The following is a 14,390-nucleotide window of genomic DNA, read 5'->3' as shown; positions in this document are numbered from 1 at the left end:
AGCGACTGCCGATTGGCCCGCCGCGGCCACCATGGAGGGTGGCCGGTGGCGGGTTCTCGGTGATGACGCCGGTTTGCTGTCCTTATCGCTCTTCTTCCATTCCCCGGCCCCGGGAGCCCACGATGATCCTGATCGTTTCGTTTGCCGACAACGCCCACGTCGAGAAGGTGATCGCCCATCTTCGCTCGCCCTTCGAGGTCATCGATCTGGCCGACTTTCCCGCGCGGCTCGGCATTCGTGCCTACGCCGGCCCCGCCAGTGACAGCCTGTTCATTGACCTGCCCGGGGGGAGGGCATTGGCCCTCGATGAGGTGCGCTCGGTGTGGTATCGCCGCCAGCGAGCCTTCGAACTCGACCCGGCGCTGACCGACGAGACCGCTCGGCTGTTTGCCTGGTCGGAGACCCAGGAGGCGGTGCAGGGGCTGTGGTACGCCATGGATGCCTTCTGGATGAACCATCCGCTGGCCGACGAGCATGCCCTGCGCAAGCTGACCCAGCATCGCGTGGCGACCCGGCTCGGCCTGACCATTCCCGACACCCTGATTACCAATAACCCCGAGGCGGCGGCGGAGTTCATCGCCCGCCACAAGGACAGCGGCGTCGTGCGCAAGGCCTTTCGTAACATCGCCGAAGCCCCCCGCGAGACGCGCAAGGTCGGCGAGGAAGAACTCGCCCATCTCGATGCGGTGCGCTTCGCCCCGGTGATCTTCCAGCAGTACATTCCGCCGGCGCTGGATCTTCGCGTGACGGCGGTCGCCGGCGAGATGTTCGCCACCGCCTTCAGGAGCGAAGCACGGTTTGAGGTCGATTACCGTGGCGGCATCGGCAGCGCCGAGGTCAGTGCCTACGACCTGCCCGAGGAGGTGGAGTCGCGCTTGCGCGCGCTGATGAAGCACTTCGGCCTGGCCTACGGCGCCATCGACCTGCGCGTGACCCCCGAGGGCGAGCATGTGTTTCTCGAGGTCAACCCCGCCGGGGAGTATCTCTTCGCCAGTGAACGCAGCGGCCAGCCGATCCCCGAGGCCATCGCCGCCGCCCTCGAGCGTGGCGGCGGCGATTGGTAGCGCTAGCCGGTAACCTTTGACTCAGTAAGGCCCCTTGGCGTCATCCGCGGCAGTGCCCAGATCGAACTGCGCGGCCCGTGCGCGCAGGGCTTGCATCAACAAGGCGACATCCAGGCCCACGGCCACGAACCGGGCGCCCAGCGCCAGATAGTGTTTGGCCTGGTCCGGGTCGCTGGTCAAGGTGCCCGCGGCCTTGCCGCTCTTGACAATGCGCCGGATGGCGTCATCGATGACGGCCTGGACGCTTGGGTGGCCGGCGTTCCCCGGGAAGCCCATGGACGCGGCCAGATCGGCAGGCCCGATAAAGACCCCATCGACGCCTTCCACCGCGCAGATGGCCTCGAGGTTGTCGATGGCGGTGGTGGTTTCTGCCTGGACCAGCAGGCAGACCTCATCGTTGGCCTTGCGCACATAGTCGGATCGGGCATTCCAGCGCGATGCGCGCACGATGGCGGCGGCCTCTCCACGCACGCCGTCGGGTGGATAGCGTGTGGCGGCAACCATCGTCTGGGCCTGTTCCGGGGTATCGATCATGGGGACCAGCAGCGTCTGGGCGCCAATATCCAGCAGTTGCTTGATGCGAGCGACTTCCCCTTGCACCACGCGCACCACCGGGTGGCTGGCGTAGGCGGCGACCGACTGTAGCTGGAAGAGCATCGAGCGTAGATCGTTGGGGCCGTGTTCGCCGTCGATCAGTAGCCAGTCGTAGCCGACGCTTGCGCACATCTCCGCGCCGTAGGGGTCGCCCAGGGAGAGCCACAGGCCGATACGCGGTTGGCCGTTGGCCAGGGCGGTCTTGAAGCGATTGCCGGTGGGAATGCCCGCTGGCGTTGTCATGGGTGGCGTCCTGTGTCCGTGGGGGGTAAAGCTGTCGAGGATGATGGGTGCTATAGCAATAGCCGAGCCGTGCCTCCTTCGCCAGCCCTGGGGACGCGCCGTCTGCGTGCTGGTGGGGGCCCAGGCGTGGCTTTTGGTTACCAGCATGGTCACGAGCATGGCCATGAGTACGAGCATGGGCGCTGACATGGCCACAGACGCGTGCATCAGTCGTCGAGCATCGCCTGGAGGCGTCGAAATACCAAAGGGTCCTGGCGCAGGCCGTCGTGTTCGTACTCGTTGGTGATCCAGTAGCGAAGGTTGGCGGTAGTCCTGGCGGTGGCCAGGGACAGCTCGGCGTCGACGTACATGTCGTCGAAGTAGATCAGGGCAGCCACCGGTACCGGGTTGTTGGCCAGACGTTCGACATCATAGAACGGCTTGGCGAGGCGTTTCTCGGCCAGCGCCTTGACGCCCTCGCGAAACGGCTTGAGCGCCGCGATCTCATCGAACATCCACGGATAGACCATCTCACCGGTCAGGGTGAGCGGGCGGTGTGACTCGTCGAATTCGGGCAGTTGCTCGCGCTGACGCTGGGCCGCCCAGTCGCAGGCGCGTTCCGGCGAGGCGTAGATGTGCTCGTGAATGGCGCCGAACAGCGGGTTCTCATCGAAGCCGGTCAGGTGCATCACCTCGACCAGGAAATGATGATTGAGCCGCTGCTGGCGATCATCCTCGAAGGCCTCTTCGAACAGCCAGTGCAGGGTCTCGGTGCCGTCGCCCATGCCGAGCAGCAAGCCGAGGCTCTGGAGTCGCCTGACGGTCAGGACATCGCCGTTGGGCAGATGTACTTCGTGGTTGAGCAAGTGGTCGGCGATGGCATCCAGGCGTTGGCGATCCGCCGGAAAGCGCTCGAGGTAGGCGTCCATCTTGTCGATCACTCGGCGATGGGTACGACGGTAGACCTCGTCGGGGTCGGGGGCGAGGCTCGCCAGCCCTCCGGTGACGTAGCACCGGGTCAGGGCCTCCGGGGCCCAGGACAGGTAGGTCAGGGTCACAAAGCCGCCGTAGCTCTGGCCCAGGGTGCTCCAGGAAGCGCCGTCGTAGTGGCTCTGACGGATGTGTTCCAGGTCCGCGACGATGGCGTGGGCATCGAAGTGGGTCAGGTAGTCGCCTGCGCCATCGTTGCTGCCAAGGCCCTGCATCACCTCGGCGGTAATGCGCGAGCTGCGACCGGTACCGCGCTGATCCGGCAGGATGACGCGATAGCGCTTGAGCGCCTCGTGGAGCCAGCCGGGCCCCTCGGCGGTCGGACGCGGCGACTTGCCGCCGGGGCCGCCCTGGAGGAACACCAGCAGCGGCAGGTTCTCATCGCGCTTGGCGCTGGCGCAGACCTCGCGATAGAAGACGCTCAGGCGTTCGGGGTCGTTTGGCCGTGACCAGTCCAGCGGGACCTCGATGCGATGGTCGGTGATGTGCAGGCCGGAAATGGCGTGTTCGGTGGGCATGGGCATGGGCATGATCCTGTGACGCGAAGGAGGCTGGCGTGCGACGCGGGAGCGGCATCCCGCGTCGGACTGGGGGCGTCGAGCGCTCCCGTGGGTGCTTAGTCCGCGCCCTTCATGGCGCGCCGGATAAACGGCAGGCACAACGCCAGGAGCACAGTGGTGACGCCACCGATGGCCGCCATGGCAATAAAGTAGCCGACCTCGGTCTCCTCGGTGTAGTAGGCCCCGAGTTCCCCCCCGGCGGCGAAACCGAGCGCCAGCGAGAGGAAGAACAGCGCCATCATCTGGGTCTGGAAGGCCTTGGGCGCGAGCTTGGTGGACACCGACAGGCCGATCGGTGACAGGCACAGCTCGGAGGCGGTGAAGCCAAGCAGCAGCAGCACCAGCACGAACAGCGGCATGCTCGCGCCCTCGCCGCCGAGGAAGGGCAGGTAGCCGAGGAAGGTCGCGCCGATGATCGCCATGGCCAGGACGAACTTGCCCGCCGAGGAAGGCTGGCGCTTGCCCAGCGCCGTCCACAGCCAGGCGAAGACGCCGGAGAACACGATGATGGTCAATGCCTGCACCGAGACCAGCCAGCCCACCGGGATTTCCCAACCGAACAGCGAACGGTCCACACGCTGATCGAAGAAGGCGGTGATCACGGTATAGGACTGGCTGTAGAGCGCCCAGTAGGCCGCGCTGGTGAGAAACAGCGGTATAAACGCATAGACGCGGCTGCGTTCGTCGGCGGTGATGTGGCTCGAACGCAGGATGACGGCGAAGTAGACCACGGCGGCGACGGCGATGATGCCGAGCAGCACGCCGGAGAGGTTTTCCGCGCGCACCCAGCCCAATGCCACGGCGAGACCGAGCGCCGCCAGTGCGACCACGGCAGCGGCCACATAGCGCTTCAGGGATGAGGCGCCAATCGGGTCCGGTGCCGTCTTCTGGTCATTGGGCAGGTGCTTGCGCCCCTTGGCGTACTGCATCAGGCCGATGGCCATGCCCACGGCGGCGATGCCGAAGCCGTAATGGAAGCCGGCATTCTGTTGCAGCAGCCCGGTCAGCAGCGGGCCGACGAAGCCACCGATGTTGATGCCCAGATAGAAGATCGAGAAGCCGGCGTCACGCTTCGGACTTCCAGGCTCGTACAGTGAACCGACCAGCGCCGAGCAGGTCGCCTTCACGCCGCCGCTGCCGAGCGCCACGCAGACCAGGCCCACGGTGACGCCATGCACCCCCGGCAGCACGGCCAGGGCGATATGGCCGGTCATCACCACGATGCCCGAGTAGAACAGCGTGCGCTCGGCGCCGAAGACGCGATCGGCGAACCAGCCGCCGAGGATCGTCGACAGGTACACCGAGCTGCCGTAGGCGCCGACGATGCCGATGGCGATCGACTGATCGATGCCGAGACCGCCCCGGCTCGCCTCGTAGTACAGGTAGATCAGCAGGATCGCCTGCATGCCATAGAAGGAGAAGCGCTCCCACACTTCCATGCCGAACAGGGTGGCGAGGGGCCAGGGGTGGCCGAAGAAGCGGCGCTCTTCCCCGGGACGGGCGGCGTCCTCGGTGGTTTTCATGGTAGCTCCTGGTCGCTGGCGCGACAGATAGGGAAATCGCTGGTGTTTCTCTTAATTTTTCCAGGAAAACACTAAGGCGCCGCGACTTTAAAGGCAAAGACTTCGTCCACTCTCGGTAAAGGTCGGGGGCGAAAGTGCAATTTTGCCCCCCTCCCTGGGCGCGACCGGGGCGGCCAGCGCGGTCAGAATTTCTGAGTCTTGTCCTCGAGCTTGGTGCCGCGGGTGGCGAGGCCGGTGTCGTCGTCGCGTACCACCGGGGAGTAGCCGTCTTGCGGGCGCGGACGAAAGGCGCCCATCCCGGTGATACTGGCGTCCTTGCGCCAGGGGCCTGGTCTTGCCGACGCGGGGCTCGAGAAACGGGGGCATGGTGGGGATGCCAGCCTTCAGATAGCGCGATAGAAAGACGAAGTCCTGCACGATCAAGGTCAGCGCCGAGGTGGTTTCCCAGGCCATGGCATTGGCGTCGTGGCGAAAGGCGTTGGCGTTGTGCCCGGTTACCTGCTCGGCCGAGATATTGGCCACGAACCGCGAGCCGGTGACCCCGAGCCGCGCGAGGCCAATCAGCGCGTCGAGCGGGTCCTGGTGGAGCTGCATCAGGGCACGAATCGTGCCTGGTCCGTGGCCGAGGTGGCGGCCATCGCGCAATGCAGCGAGCAGCAATTACGTAAACTATTTCGGGCCTACACTGGGCGGTCGCCCAAGGCTTGCCTGGTCAACGCCAAGCTCGATATCGCTCGGGTGCTATCGACCCACAAGGGAATGAACGTCGCCGAAGTGGCCGACAAACTGGGCTTCTATGACGGTTTTCATTTCTCCAAGGCGTTCAAGCGACGCTTCGGCGTGGCGCCGTCGAAGTCGATACGCTAGGCGATAGGGCGTGCGCCTCCTGGGTTAGCGAAGGGGCAACTCACGCCGGGATAAGGCGGGTGACAGCTGTCTCGATGGTGGCCGTGTAGGCGGTGAAGTTTGCAGTTTCTTCCACGCTGTGCTTTCTTTATCTCATCGCACACAAGATTGCGTGCAATTTTTCCAGAAGCTCTCCACGGGCACCCATCGCCCCTTCGAGCCTGGTCAGCAGTACCGATAACAACACCAACAACACATAGGGTCATCGACGGCGCGTGGCCGTGGTGATCGCAGGAGAGACGGCATGACTCCACAGCGTGATCTGGTCGGTTACGGCGAGACACCTCCCCAGGGCACCTGGCCCAACGGTGCCCGCCTGGCGGTCAATATCGTGGTCAACTACGAAGAAGGCTCCGAGCGCTCCTTCGCCATGGGTGACGACGATCAGGAGTCGATGACCGAATGGGGCAGCTACGTCACCCCGCCCGGCACCCGCAACCTGGCCATGGAGTCGATGTACGAGTACGGCTCCCGGGTCGGCATCTGGCGTATCCTCGATATTCTGCGTGACGCCGGTGTGCCGGCGACCTTCTTCGCCTGCGCCGTGGCGCTGGAGCAGAACCCGGCCGTGGCCCGCCGCGCCGCCGCCGATGGCCACGAGTTCTGCAGCCATGGCTATCGCTGGGAGGAGGTCTTTCGCCTCAGCGAGGACGAGGAGCGCGAGCACATTCGCCTGGCCATCGATTCCATCACCGAGACCACCGGCAAGCGCCCGGTTGGTTGGTACTGCCGCTACGGGCCCAGCGTGCGCACCCGGCGCCTGCTGGTGGAAGAGGGCGGCTTTCTCTACGACGCCGATGCCTACAACGATGATGTTCCCTACTTCACCGAGGTCGGCGGTACGCGCCATCTGGTCGTGCCCTACACCACCGATACCAACGACTTTCGCTTCTGGCTGTCGCCGGGGCTGAGTTCCGGGCGCGAGTTTCTGGACTATCTCAAGGAGGGCTTCGAGGTCTTGCTCGAAGAGTCCGTGAAAGGTCCGCGCATGATGTCCATCGGCCTGCACCCGAGAATGGTCGGTCGGCCGGGCAAGATCCGCGCGCTCAAGGCCTTTATCGAACATGCCCAAGGGCATGAGGGCGTGTGGTTTGCGACCCGCGAGGAGATCGCCAGGGCCTGGACGACCCGGGAAGAACGCCAGGGATGAGCGGCTGGCGCCGATAGTTGGGCGCCGGCGGTAGAACGAGCCTTATAACTACCCCAGTACAACGACAGCAATCCCCAGTACAACGACAACAATAGAAGGAAAACCCCATGAAAAAGCTGACTTTTGCACTCGGCATGACGCTCGCCACCTCCCTGGCCTCGGCGTCGGCAATGGCCGAAACCCTCAATGTTGGCGCCAATATCGGCAACCTGCCCTGGGAATTTCAGGATGACAGCGGCGACTACGTCGGATTCGAGATCGACCTGGTCAACGAGATCGGCAGCCGCCTGGGCTACGACGAGGTGGTGATCAACAACATCCCGTTCAATGGCCTGTTCTCAGCGGTGCAATCGGGACGCATCGACGCCGCGGTATCGTCGATCACCATCACCGATGAGCGCTTGCAGTCGGTGTCCTTCGCCCAGCCCTACTACGACAGCGACCAGTCGCTGGCCACGTCGACCGCCAAGGGCATCACCGGGCTGGAGGACCTCGACGGCAAGATCGTCGGCGTCGATACCGGGTCCACCGGCGACATCTGGACCTCCGCCAACCAGGACAAGTACGGCATCAGCGAGATCCGGCGCTACGAAGGCCTGCAGCCGGCGATGCTGGATCTGGCCAGTGGTCGTCTGGATGCCTACATCTCCGATATCCCCGCGGTGCAGTACTACGTACGTGACAAGCCGAGCCTCGAGGTGGTCGACCGTATCCCGAGCGGCGAGCAGTACTCGATGATGTTCGCCAAGGACGCCGAGCTTGCCACCAAGGCCAGCGACGTGATCAGCGAACTGAAGGAAGAGGGCTTCGTCGCCGACCTGCACGAGAAGTGGTTCGGTGCCGCGCCAGATGCCGGCACCAGCACCGTCGACGTGCGCGATATGCCTGCCGCCGAGTAAGCGTCCGGTAAGCGTCACGACGCGGCGGCAACGTCGCCGCGTCGTCCCTTCTGTTTCGATGGTGGAGGCAAGCCCCCATGGACCTGGTCCAGACCTTCTTTAACTGGGATGTGTTCGTACGCACCCTGCCGATGCTGATGCAGGGCCTCGGCAAGACCCTGATGCTGGGTTTTCTGAGCATCGTGCTGGGCCTTGTCGGCGGACTCGCGCTGGCGCTGCTGCGGCTATATGGGCCACTGGTGGTACGCGTCGTCACCATCGCCTACATCGACATCTTCCGCTCGTTGCCGGTGCTGGTGTGGCTGGTGATCGTCTACTACGCGCTGCCCTTTGTCGGCATCACCCTGTCGCCGTTCGCCGCCGCCTGTACGGCGTTGACGATGATCTCTAGCGCCTACGCCGCCGAGATCTACCGGGCCGGCATCGAGGCGGTACCCCGCGGTCAGTTCGAGGCGGCCCAGTCGATCGGTCTGAGCCAGTATCGGGTGATGTGCGATGTGGTGTTGCCCCAGGCGATTCGCCTGATCATTCCGCCGCTGACCAGCAACTGCATCAATGTGATGAAAGACACCGCACTGGCCTCGGTGGTGGCGATGCCGGACCTGCTCAAGCAGGCCACCCAGGCCCAGGCACTGGCGGCCAACCCGACGCCACTGATCGGCGCCGCGCTCTTGTACCTGGCCGTGCTCTTGCCGCTGGTAAGGCTGGTCGGCCTGCTCGAGCGGCGCTTCGCCCAGGGCCGAGCCTGACGCCGCCGGGCAGCGCCTGCGTGCCCGCCATAACAAGACCGGCCGACCCGGCCTGCGAGGACAACCAATGAACGTCGAGACCAACCAGCAAGCCCCGCGCAGCCAGGGGGCGATGCCCCAGGCGCTGCCCGAGACGCCCGCCCAGGGCATCATTTCGCTCAAGCACGTCGACAAGTACTACGGCGACTTTCATGCCTTGAAGGATATCAACCTGGACGTTGCCCAGGGCGAAGTGGTCGCGATCCTGGGGCCGTCGGGGTCCGGCAAGTCGACCCTGATTCGCTGCATCAATTATCTGGAGCCCTATAACGGTGGCGACATCTTCGTCGACCGTATCCGCGTGCAGCCTGGTGCGGAGCTGATCGAGGTGCGCAAGGACGTCGGCATGGTGTTCCAGGGCTTCAATCTGTTTCCCAACATGACGGTGCTGGACAACGTCACCCTGGGGCCCATTCGGGTGCGTGGCCTGGCCCGCGACGCCGCCGAGGCCAGGGCGAAGGAGCTGCTCGAGAAGGTCGGTATCGCCGAGCAGATGCACAAGTACCCGTCGGCGTTGTCTGGCGGCCAGCAGCAGCGTGTGGGCATCGCCCGAGCGTTGGCCAACGAACCCCGGGTGCTGCTGTTCGATGAGCCGACCTCGGCGCTCGATCCCGAGATGGTCGGTGAGGTGCTCGACGTCATCAAGACCCTGGCCGGCACCGGCGTGACCATGGTGCTGGTGACCCACGAAATGGGCTTCGCCCGCCATGTCGCCGACCGGGTGGTGTTCATGGAAGCAGGGCAGGTCGTCGAAGAGGGCACCCCGGAGGTGATCTTCAGTCACCCGACCGAGGCCCGTACCCGCGCCTTCTTGCAATCGGTGCTGGCGCATTGAGCGTCGTGCCGTCTCCCTTTCACTTGCTTCAGGAATTTCCATGAGTCTCGATATCGATTTCGTCCGCTCCCAGTTTCCCTCGCTGCAAAGCGAGTGGGTCTTCATGGACAACGCCGGGGGCGCCCAGGTGCCGCGGATGGTGGTCGATCGCATCAGCGACTACCTACTCGGCGACAATGTTCAACTCGGCGCGAGTTATGGCCCGAGCCAGGTGTCCCGGGGCAAGGTCATGGCTGGCCGCGAAGCGGTGAAGACCCTGGTCAACGCCCGTCATGTCGAGGAGCTGGTGTTTGGCCCCAGTTCGACGATTCAATTTCGGCTGCTGGCGGACGCCCTCGCCAGCCAGTTCGCCCCGGGCGATGAAATCATCGTCACCAACACCGATCACGAAAGCCACGTCGGTCCCTGGGTGCGCATGGCCGCCGAGCGCGGCGCGACGGTGCGCTTCTGGAACTGTGACCCCGAGACCCTGGAACTCGATCTGGAGGATCTTGCGGCGCTGATGACCGAACGCACCAAGCTGGTCTGTGTCACCCACGTGTCCAACCTGCTGGGCACCATCAATCCGGTCAAGCGCATTGCCAGGTTGGTCCATGAGGGTGGCGCCAGGCTATGTGTGGACGGTGTCGCCTTTGCGCCCCATCGCGCCATCGATGTTCAGGACTGGGACGTGGACTACTACGGTTTCAGTCTCTACAAGGTATTCGGCCCTCATCATGCGGTGCTCTACGTGAAGAAAGAGTGTCTGCTGGAACTGGATAATATCTATCATTACTTCTTTACTAAAGAGCAGATTCCCGGAAAGGTCGAGCCGGGAAATCCCAACTATGAGTTGACCTATGCCTGTACCGGTATTCTCGGCTATCTCACCGAGATAGGTGAGAAAAATAGAGACGAGTCGGATCGGCAGAAATTGGAAAATGCCTTTCACGATATCGCCGTGCATGAGGCGCATCTCGGTGAGCGACTTCTGAGCTATCTGCGCCAGAAAGAGGGTGTGAAGATCATCGGCAGAGAAGATGCCGATATCGACCATCGGGTGGCGACGATCAGCTTCGTGGTCGCGGGGCAGAAATCCGATGAGATCGTGACACGAGTGGATAGCAGTCGTATCGGTATTCGCTTCGGCGACTTCTATGCGCGGCGCCTGGCCGAAGACCTTGGCCTGATGGACATGAACGGCGTGGTGCGGGTGTCGATGGTGCATTACAACACCGACGCGGAGGTCGATCGCCTGATCACGGCGCTGGACGCGGCGATCTGACCGCGAAATGGCCGGCCGGTTGACTGGCGCAGTCTCTTGCGCCGGTCTCTTGCGCCGGTCGTTTACACCGATCTCATGCGCCGAGTTCTGGGGTCGGTCAGTGGGATGTATCACCGCCCCCCGTCCGCTGCAGCACGACGAGGTTCGGGCGGGGGGCGGTTGGTGCAGGCGTAAGGCGCGGGTAGGGGCGAGTGGTCGCGCGCTGCGGCAATCAAGGCTTTACGAGGCGGTGTCCGGATCGTCGAGGGCGAGGTCGTAGATGTTGGCGTCGCTCAGGCGCTTCTCGGACAAGTCGAGGCTGTAGAAGATGTGGCGGCAGTGGGCCATCATCTCCGCCGCGGCGGCTTCTGCCTCGCCCGCGGCGATCAGGTCGACGAGCCGCTGGTGTTCATGGACCAGACACAGCACGCCGGTGCGCCCTTCATACAGTGACTGAATGATGCAGAAGCGCCGGATGATCGGCCGCACGATGGCGGTCAGCTCCTCGTTGCCGGTCAGTTCGGCCAACAGCAGATGAAAGTCACCGGAAATGCGGTTGACGCTGGGGCGATGCTCGTCGAAGGCCAGATGCTCTTCGCTCAGGTGGCGACGCAGGATGGCGATGCCGTCATCATTGATGCGCTCGCAGGCGATACGGGCCACCGCGGCCTCGATATGTAGACGGGTCTCGAAGACATCGTAGGCCTCCTTGATCGACGGCAGTGAGACGAAGGCGCCGCGATGCATCTCGAAGCGCACCAGGCGCTCCGCCGTGAGGCGGTTCAAGGCCCGGCGCACACGGCTTCTGGGCGTACCGAAGGCGCTGGCAAGCTTGGCTTCGTTGAGCCGTTCTCCGGGGCGCAAGCGCTTGTCGATCAAGGCATCGACGATGCGATCGTAGACCAGATCCTCGGCGAGGGTATCGGGTGAAGAGGACGATGGCTGAGGTGGTGATGTGTCCGAGATCATCGTGGTGTTTGCCTCGGTTGTCCGTTCTATCGTTCGGTTATAGCCTTGCTATCGCCTATGGATTTGCGGAGAGAAGGCGGCTATCGTTTTCAGGCTTTTTATTCGAGTTATCTCATCGGAGATCCTATCACGCTGACCGGGTGTTAAATAGCGGTAATTTTGCTATTGATTGCTGTTATCTCGCTAATTGTTCCACCCGTCGGTTGGCGGAAAGCTGCGACGATTATCGATACTAACAGGTAGGAAAAGACGAGCGGATGCATGACGATTCTGTGTGGTGGCACATCTCCGCATCTCCGCATCTCCGCATCTCCGCATCTCCGCATCTCCGCATCTCCGCATCTCCACATCTCCACATCTCCACATCTCCACATCTCCACATCTCCACCCCGTTGGCCGAGCGGCCATCCCCGCTGCTGTCTCCCGCAGGCTAGAGGCGGGGCGCTTGTGCTGTTTGTCGTCATCGGTGAGAGGGGCTCGTCGAAGCGCCAAAAATTACAAATACGTACAACATTGTGACGGTTAGACCTATGTCTAATGACGGTGGATGATGTAGTTTGTTTGCCTGTTAATGAATATAAAACTGTTTTAAAACAACAGTTAATGGTTGTGATATCAGATGTCAATGATGCTGGGTGGTTACGTTGAGTCTCTATGGAACCTTAAGTTGTCATTATTTGTTTGAAATGCGTAAGGCGGCTTCCTATAGTGACCTCGACATCCACTGTTGATCCTTGGTGAGGCCCCCGATGAGCGTAATGAACGACTACCCCCATGCAGAGCTTTCTGAACTGTCCCGTTCCCGGTTGATGCGGGCCTCCACCGCATCCCTGCACACCCTGCTTTACAAGCGTGGTCTGCGAAACACCTTTATCCAGAAGGTCGGATCGATGAACCGCTCGGCGCAGAAGATGGTCGGGCAAGCCTTCACACTGCGCTATATCCCGGCGCGTGAAGATATCGATGTCGTCGAGGCGTTCCGTGACCCCGAGCACCCCCAGCGCCTGGCCGTCGAGAGTGTGCCGGCGGGGCGTGTGCTGGTCTCCGACTGCCGCCAGGACGACTCCGCGGCGAGCGCCGGCAGCATTCTGCTGACGCGTCTCGAGGTTCGCGAGTGTGCGGGCTTCGTTTCCGATGCCGGCATTCGTGACTCCGAGCAGGCCGCCGAGATGTCGTTGCCGATCTTCTGCGCCAGGCCCAGTGCCCCGACCAACCTGACCAAGCATCACGCGGTGGCTCTGCAGCAGCCGATCGGCTGTGGCGGCGTGCCGGTGTATCCGGGTGACGTGCTGGTCGGTGACGGCGATGGGGTCATCGTGGTGCCGCTGGAACTGGCCGATGAGATTGCCGAGGAAGCCAGTCGCATGGAGGCGTTCGAGGCCTACGTGCTGACCAAGGTCCGTGCCGGCACACCGGTGATCGGCCTGTATCCGCCCAACGACGAGACTCGCCGCGAGTACGAAGAGTACGTGGCTCGCCAGCAGGACGCGTAAACGGCGCCATCTGGCTTGTCGGCGCCTCACCACATTCGGTGCTGGACAGGCCATTTGCTCTCACTGCTCGCCCGCAGCACTCACCCGCAATACCTGCTCTTACCATCACGAATAACCATAATCACGATAGCCCAGGAGTTCGCCATGTTTGCCCCCACCGCTGTCTCCCGTACGGTCCTGTCATCTTCGTTGCGTCGTGCCACCGGCCTTGCCCTGACGGGGCTGGTGCTGTCGGCGCCACTGGCCTACGCCGACTTCCCGAGCCGGGATATTCGCCTGATCGTGCCGTGGCCCGCCGGCGGTGGCGCCGATGCCATTTCGCGCAAGATCAGCACCCTCGCCGAGGAGTCGCTGCCGACCTCCATCTATGTGGAGAACATCGGCGGAGCGGTGACCGCTACCGGCCTGATGCAGCTGTCCAAGGCGCGGCCCGATGGCCACACCATCGGCGTCTTGACCTATGACAGCGTGGTCACGCTGCCGCGAGGCGCTATGGTGCCTGGCTACTCGCTGGACAACATGCAGCCGTTTGCGCGGATCACCCAGGAAGCCGACGCCATCGTCGCCTCCGAGCAGTCGGGGTTCGATTCCTACGAGGCACTGATCGAGGCCGCCAAGGCCGATCCGGGCAGCGTACGCATCGGTGTGGCACCGGCCGGATCCGGCCCCTTCCTCGCCGTGCGTCGTCTGGAAGCGGCGACAGGCGTCAGCTTCAACGTCATTTCCTATCCGGGCTCCTCCACCGCTGAAGCGGAAGCGCTGCTGTCCGGTGAAATCGATGCCGCCATCTCGAGCCTGGGTGACTTCGCCGGGATCCTGTCCTCGGGTGATGCCAAGGGCCTGGTCGAGCTGTCCTCGGCGCAGAATCCGGCCTATCCCGAGGTACCGCCGATCAGCGAGTTCGATCTCGATCTCGAGACCGGCAGCTTCATCGTGCTGGCCGCGCCAGAGGGCACTCCGGAAGAGTCTCTCGATGTGCTCGAGAACGCCTATCGCGAGGCCTACGAGAGCGAAGAGTTCCAGCAGTGGGTGACGACCATCGGTGTGACGCCGGGCTGGCTCGGCGCCGACGGTGTCGATGACTGGATCGCCGCCTACCAGGGCAAGACCTTCGCCGCGATGGACGAGCTCGGCCTCTAGGCCGGCGCTCGGGG

The 14,390-nt window shown here is 63.4% G+C and carries 13 protein-coding genes; 9 read left to right on the top strand and 4 right to left on the bottom strand.

Features of this window, described 5'->3' with window-relative positions; genetic code table 11:
* Positions 1-122: 122 nt before the first annotated feature.
* Entirely contained in the window at positions 123-1,064 is a 942-nt protein-coding gene (locus ACUN9Y_RS18230) for an MvdC/MvdD family ATP grasp protein (RefSeq protein WP_445462143.1), read from the top strand.
* 21 nt (positions 1,065-1,085) lie between these two features.
* On the opposite strand, the gene hpaI is transcribed toward ACUN9Y_RS18230, so the two are convergent.
* From hpaI to ACUN9Y_RS18215, 3 genes are all read right to left on the bottom strand, one after another.
* Positions 1,086-1,901 carry a 4-hydroxy-2-oxoheptanedioate aldolase gene (gene hpaI / locus ACUN9Y_RS18225; protein WP_445462142.1) on the bottom strand — a complete coding sequence of 272 codons (816 nt, stop codon included), beginning with the start codon at positions 1,899-1,901 and terminating at the stop codon, positions 1,086-1,088.
* A gap of 206 nt (positions 1,902-2,107) precedes the next feature.
* Positions 2,108-3,394 (bottom strand): alpha/beta fold hydrolase, encoded by a 1,287-nt coding sequence (locus ACUN9Y_RS18220; protein WP_445462141.1) that lies wholly within the window; start codon positions 3,392-3,394, stop codon positions 2,108-2,110.
* 92 nt (positions 3,395-3,486) lie between these two features.
* On the bottom strand, positions 3,487-4,953 hold the full coding sequence (locus ACUN9Y_RS18215; RefSeq protein WP_445462140.1) for a peptide MFS transporter: 1,467 nt from the start codon (positions 4,951-4,953) through the stop codon (positions 3,487-3,489).
* A 465-nt stretch (positions 4,954-5,418) separates the two neighbouring features.
* Between ACUN9Y_RS18215 and ACUN9Y_RS18210 the strand changes: the two genes are divergently transcribed.
* From ACUN9Y_RS18210 to ACUN9Y_RS18185, 6 genes are all read left to right on the top strand, one after another.
* A complete protein-coding gene (locus ACUN9Y_RS18210) occupies positions 5,419-5,820 on the top strand; it encodes a helix-turn-helix transcriptional regulator (protein WP_445462139.1) in 402 nt (133 codons plus the stop codon).
* Between the two features lie 283 nt (positions 5,821-6,103).
* Positions 6,104-7,009, top strand: coding sequence for an allantoinase PuuE (locus tag ACUN9Y_RS18205; protein ID WP_445462138.1), 906 nt, complete (start codon positions 6,104-6,106; stop codon positions 7,007-7,009).
* Positions 7,010-7,116: 107 nt separating this feature from the next.
* Positions 7,117-7,908 carry a transporter substrate-binding domain-containing protein gene (locus tag ACUN9Y_RS18200; RefSeq protein ID WP_445462137.1) on the top strand — a complete coding sequence of 264 codons (792 nt, stop codon included), beginning with the start codon at positions 7,117-7,119 and terminating at the stop codon, positions 7,906-7,908.
* 77 nt (positions 7,909-7,985) lie between these two features.
* Entirely contained in the window at positions 7,986-8,657 is a 672-nt protein-coding gene (locus ACUN9Y_RS18195) for an amino acid ABC transporter permease (protein ID WP_445462136.1), read from the top strand.
* A 112-nt stretch (positions 8,658-8,769) separates the two neighbouring features.
* Positions 8,770-9,531, top strand: a complete 762-nt coding sequence (locus tag ACUN9Y_RS18190; RefSeq protein ID WP_445462163.1) for an amino acid ABC transporter ATP-binding protein — start codon at positions 8,770-8,772, stop codon at positions 9,529-9,531.
* Between the two features lie 40 nt (positions 9,532-9,571).
* The gene (locus tag ACUN9Y_RS18185) at positions 9,572-10,795 is read left to right on the top strand and encodes a cysteine desulfurase-like protein (protein ID WP_445462135.1); all 1,224 of its coding nucleotides are present in this window, start codon (positions 9,572-9,574) and stop codon (positions 10,793-10,795) included.
* Positions 10,796-11,014: 219 nt separating this feature from the next.
* On the opposite strand, the gene ACUN9Y_RS18180 is transcribed toward ACUN9Y_RS18185, so the two are convergent.
* Positions 11,015-11,743: a GntR family transcriptional regulator gene (locus ACUN9Y_RS18180; protein WP_445462134.1), complete on the bottom strand. Its 729-nt coding sequence runs from the start codon at positions 11,741-11,743 to the stop codon at positions 11,015-11,017.
* Positions 11,744-12,492: 749 nt separating this feature from the next.
* Here ACUN9Y_RS18180 and ACUN9Y_RS18175 point away from each other — a divergent pair.
* The gene (locus ACUN9Y_RS18175; protein ID WP_445462133.1) at positions 12,493-13,236 is read left to right on the top strand and encodes a ribonuclease activity regulator RraA; all 744 of its coding nucleotides are present in this window, start codon (positions 12,493-12,495) and stop codon (positions 13,234-13,236) included.
* Positions 13,237-13,380: 144 nt separating this feature from the next.
* The gene (locus ACUN9Y_RS18170; RefSeq protein WP_445462132.1) at positions 13,381-14,376 is read left to right on the top strand and encodes a Bug family tripartite tricarboxylate transporter substrate binding protein; all 996 of its coding nucleotides are present in this window, start codon (positions 13,381-13,383) and stop codon (positions 14,374-14,376) included.
* Positions 14,377-14,390: the final 14 nt, after the last annotated feature.

The organism is Halomonas sp. V046 (genome assembly GCF_052645355.1).
The sequence above is the reverse complement of the archived record's forward strand: the minus strand, read 5'-3'. Positions and strand labels throughout refer to the sequence as shown.

Excerpts from the sequence above, each read along its gene's own strand:
- ACUN9Y_RS18230 (WP_445462143.1), top strand. The coding sequence starts at position 123 with ATGATCCTGATCGTTTCGTTTGCCGACAACGCCCACGTCGAGAAGGTG.
- hpaI (WP_445462142.1), bottom strand. The coding sequence starts at position 1,901 with ATGACAACGCCAGCGGGCATTCCCACCGGCAATCGCTTCAAGACCGCC.
- ACUN9Y_RS18220 (WP_445462141.1), bottom strand. The coding sequence starts at position 3,394 with ATGCCCATGCCCACCGAACACGCCATTTCCGGCCTGCACATCACCGAC.
- ACUN9Y_RS18215 (WP_445462140.1), bottom strand. The coding sequence starts at position 4,953 with ATGAAAACCACCGAGGACGCCGCCCGTCCCGGGGAAGAGCGCCGCTTC.
- ACUN9Y_RS18205 (WP_445462138.1), top strand. The coding sequence starts at position 6,104 with ATGACTCCACAGCGTGATCTGGTCGGTTACGGCGAGACACCTCCCCAG.
- ACUN9Y_RS18200 (WP_445462137.1), top strand. The coding sequence starts at position 7,117 with ATGAAAAAGCTGACTTTTGCACTCGGCATGACGCTCGCCACCTCCCTG.
- ACUN9Y_RS18195 (WP_445462136.1), top strand. The coding sequence starts at position 7,986 with ATGGACCTGGTCCAGACCTTCTTTAACTGGGATGTGTTCGTACGCACC.
- ACUN9Y_RS18190 (WP_445462163.1), top strand. The coding sequence starts at position 8,770 with ATGCCCCAGGCGCTGCCCGAGACGCCCGCCCAGGGCATCATTTCGCTC.
- ACUN9Y_RS18185 (WP_445462135.1), top strand. The coding sequence starts at position 9,572 with ATGAGTCTCGATATCGATTTCGTCCGCTCCCAGTTTCCCTCGCTGCAA.
- ACUN9Y_RS18180 (WP_445462134.1), bottom strand. The coding sequence starts at position 11,743 with ATGATCTCGGACACATCACCACCTCAGCCATCGTCCTCTTCACCCGAT.
- ACUN9Y_RS18175 (WP_445462133.1), top strand. The coding sequence starts at position 12,493 with ATGAGCGTAATGAACGACTACCCCCATGCAGAGCTTTCTGAACTGTCC.
- ACUN9Y_RS18170 (WP_445462132.1), top strand. The coding sequence starts at position 13,381 with ATGTTTGCCCCCACCGCTGTCTCCCGTACGGTCCTGTCATCTTCGTTG.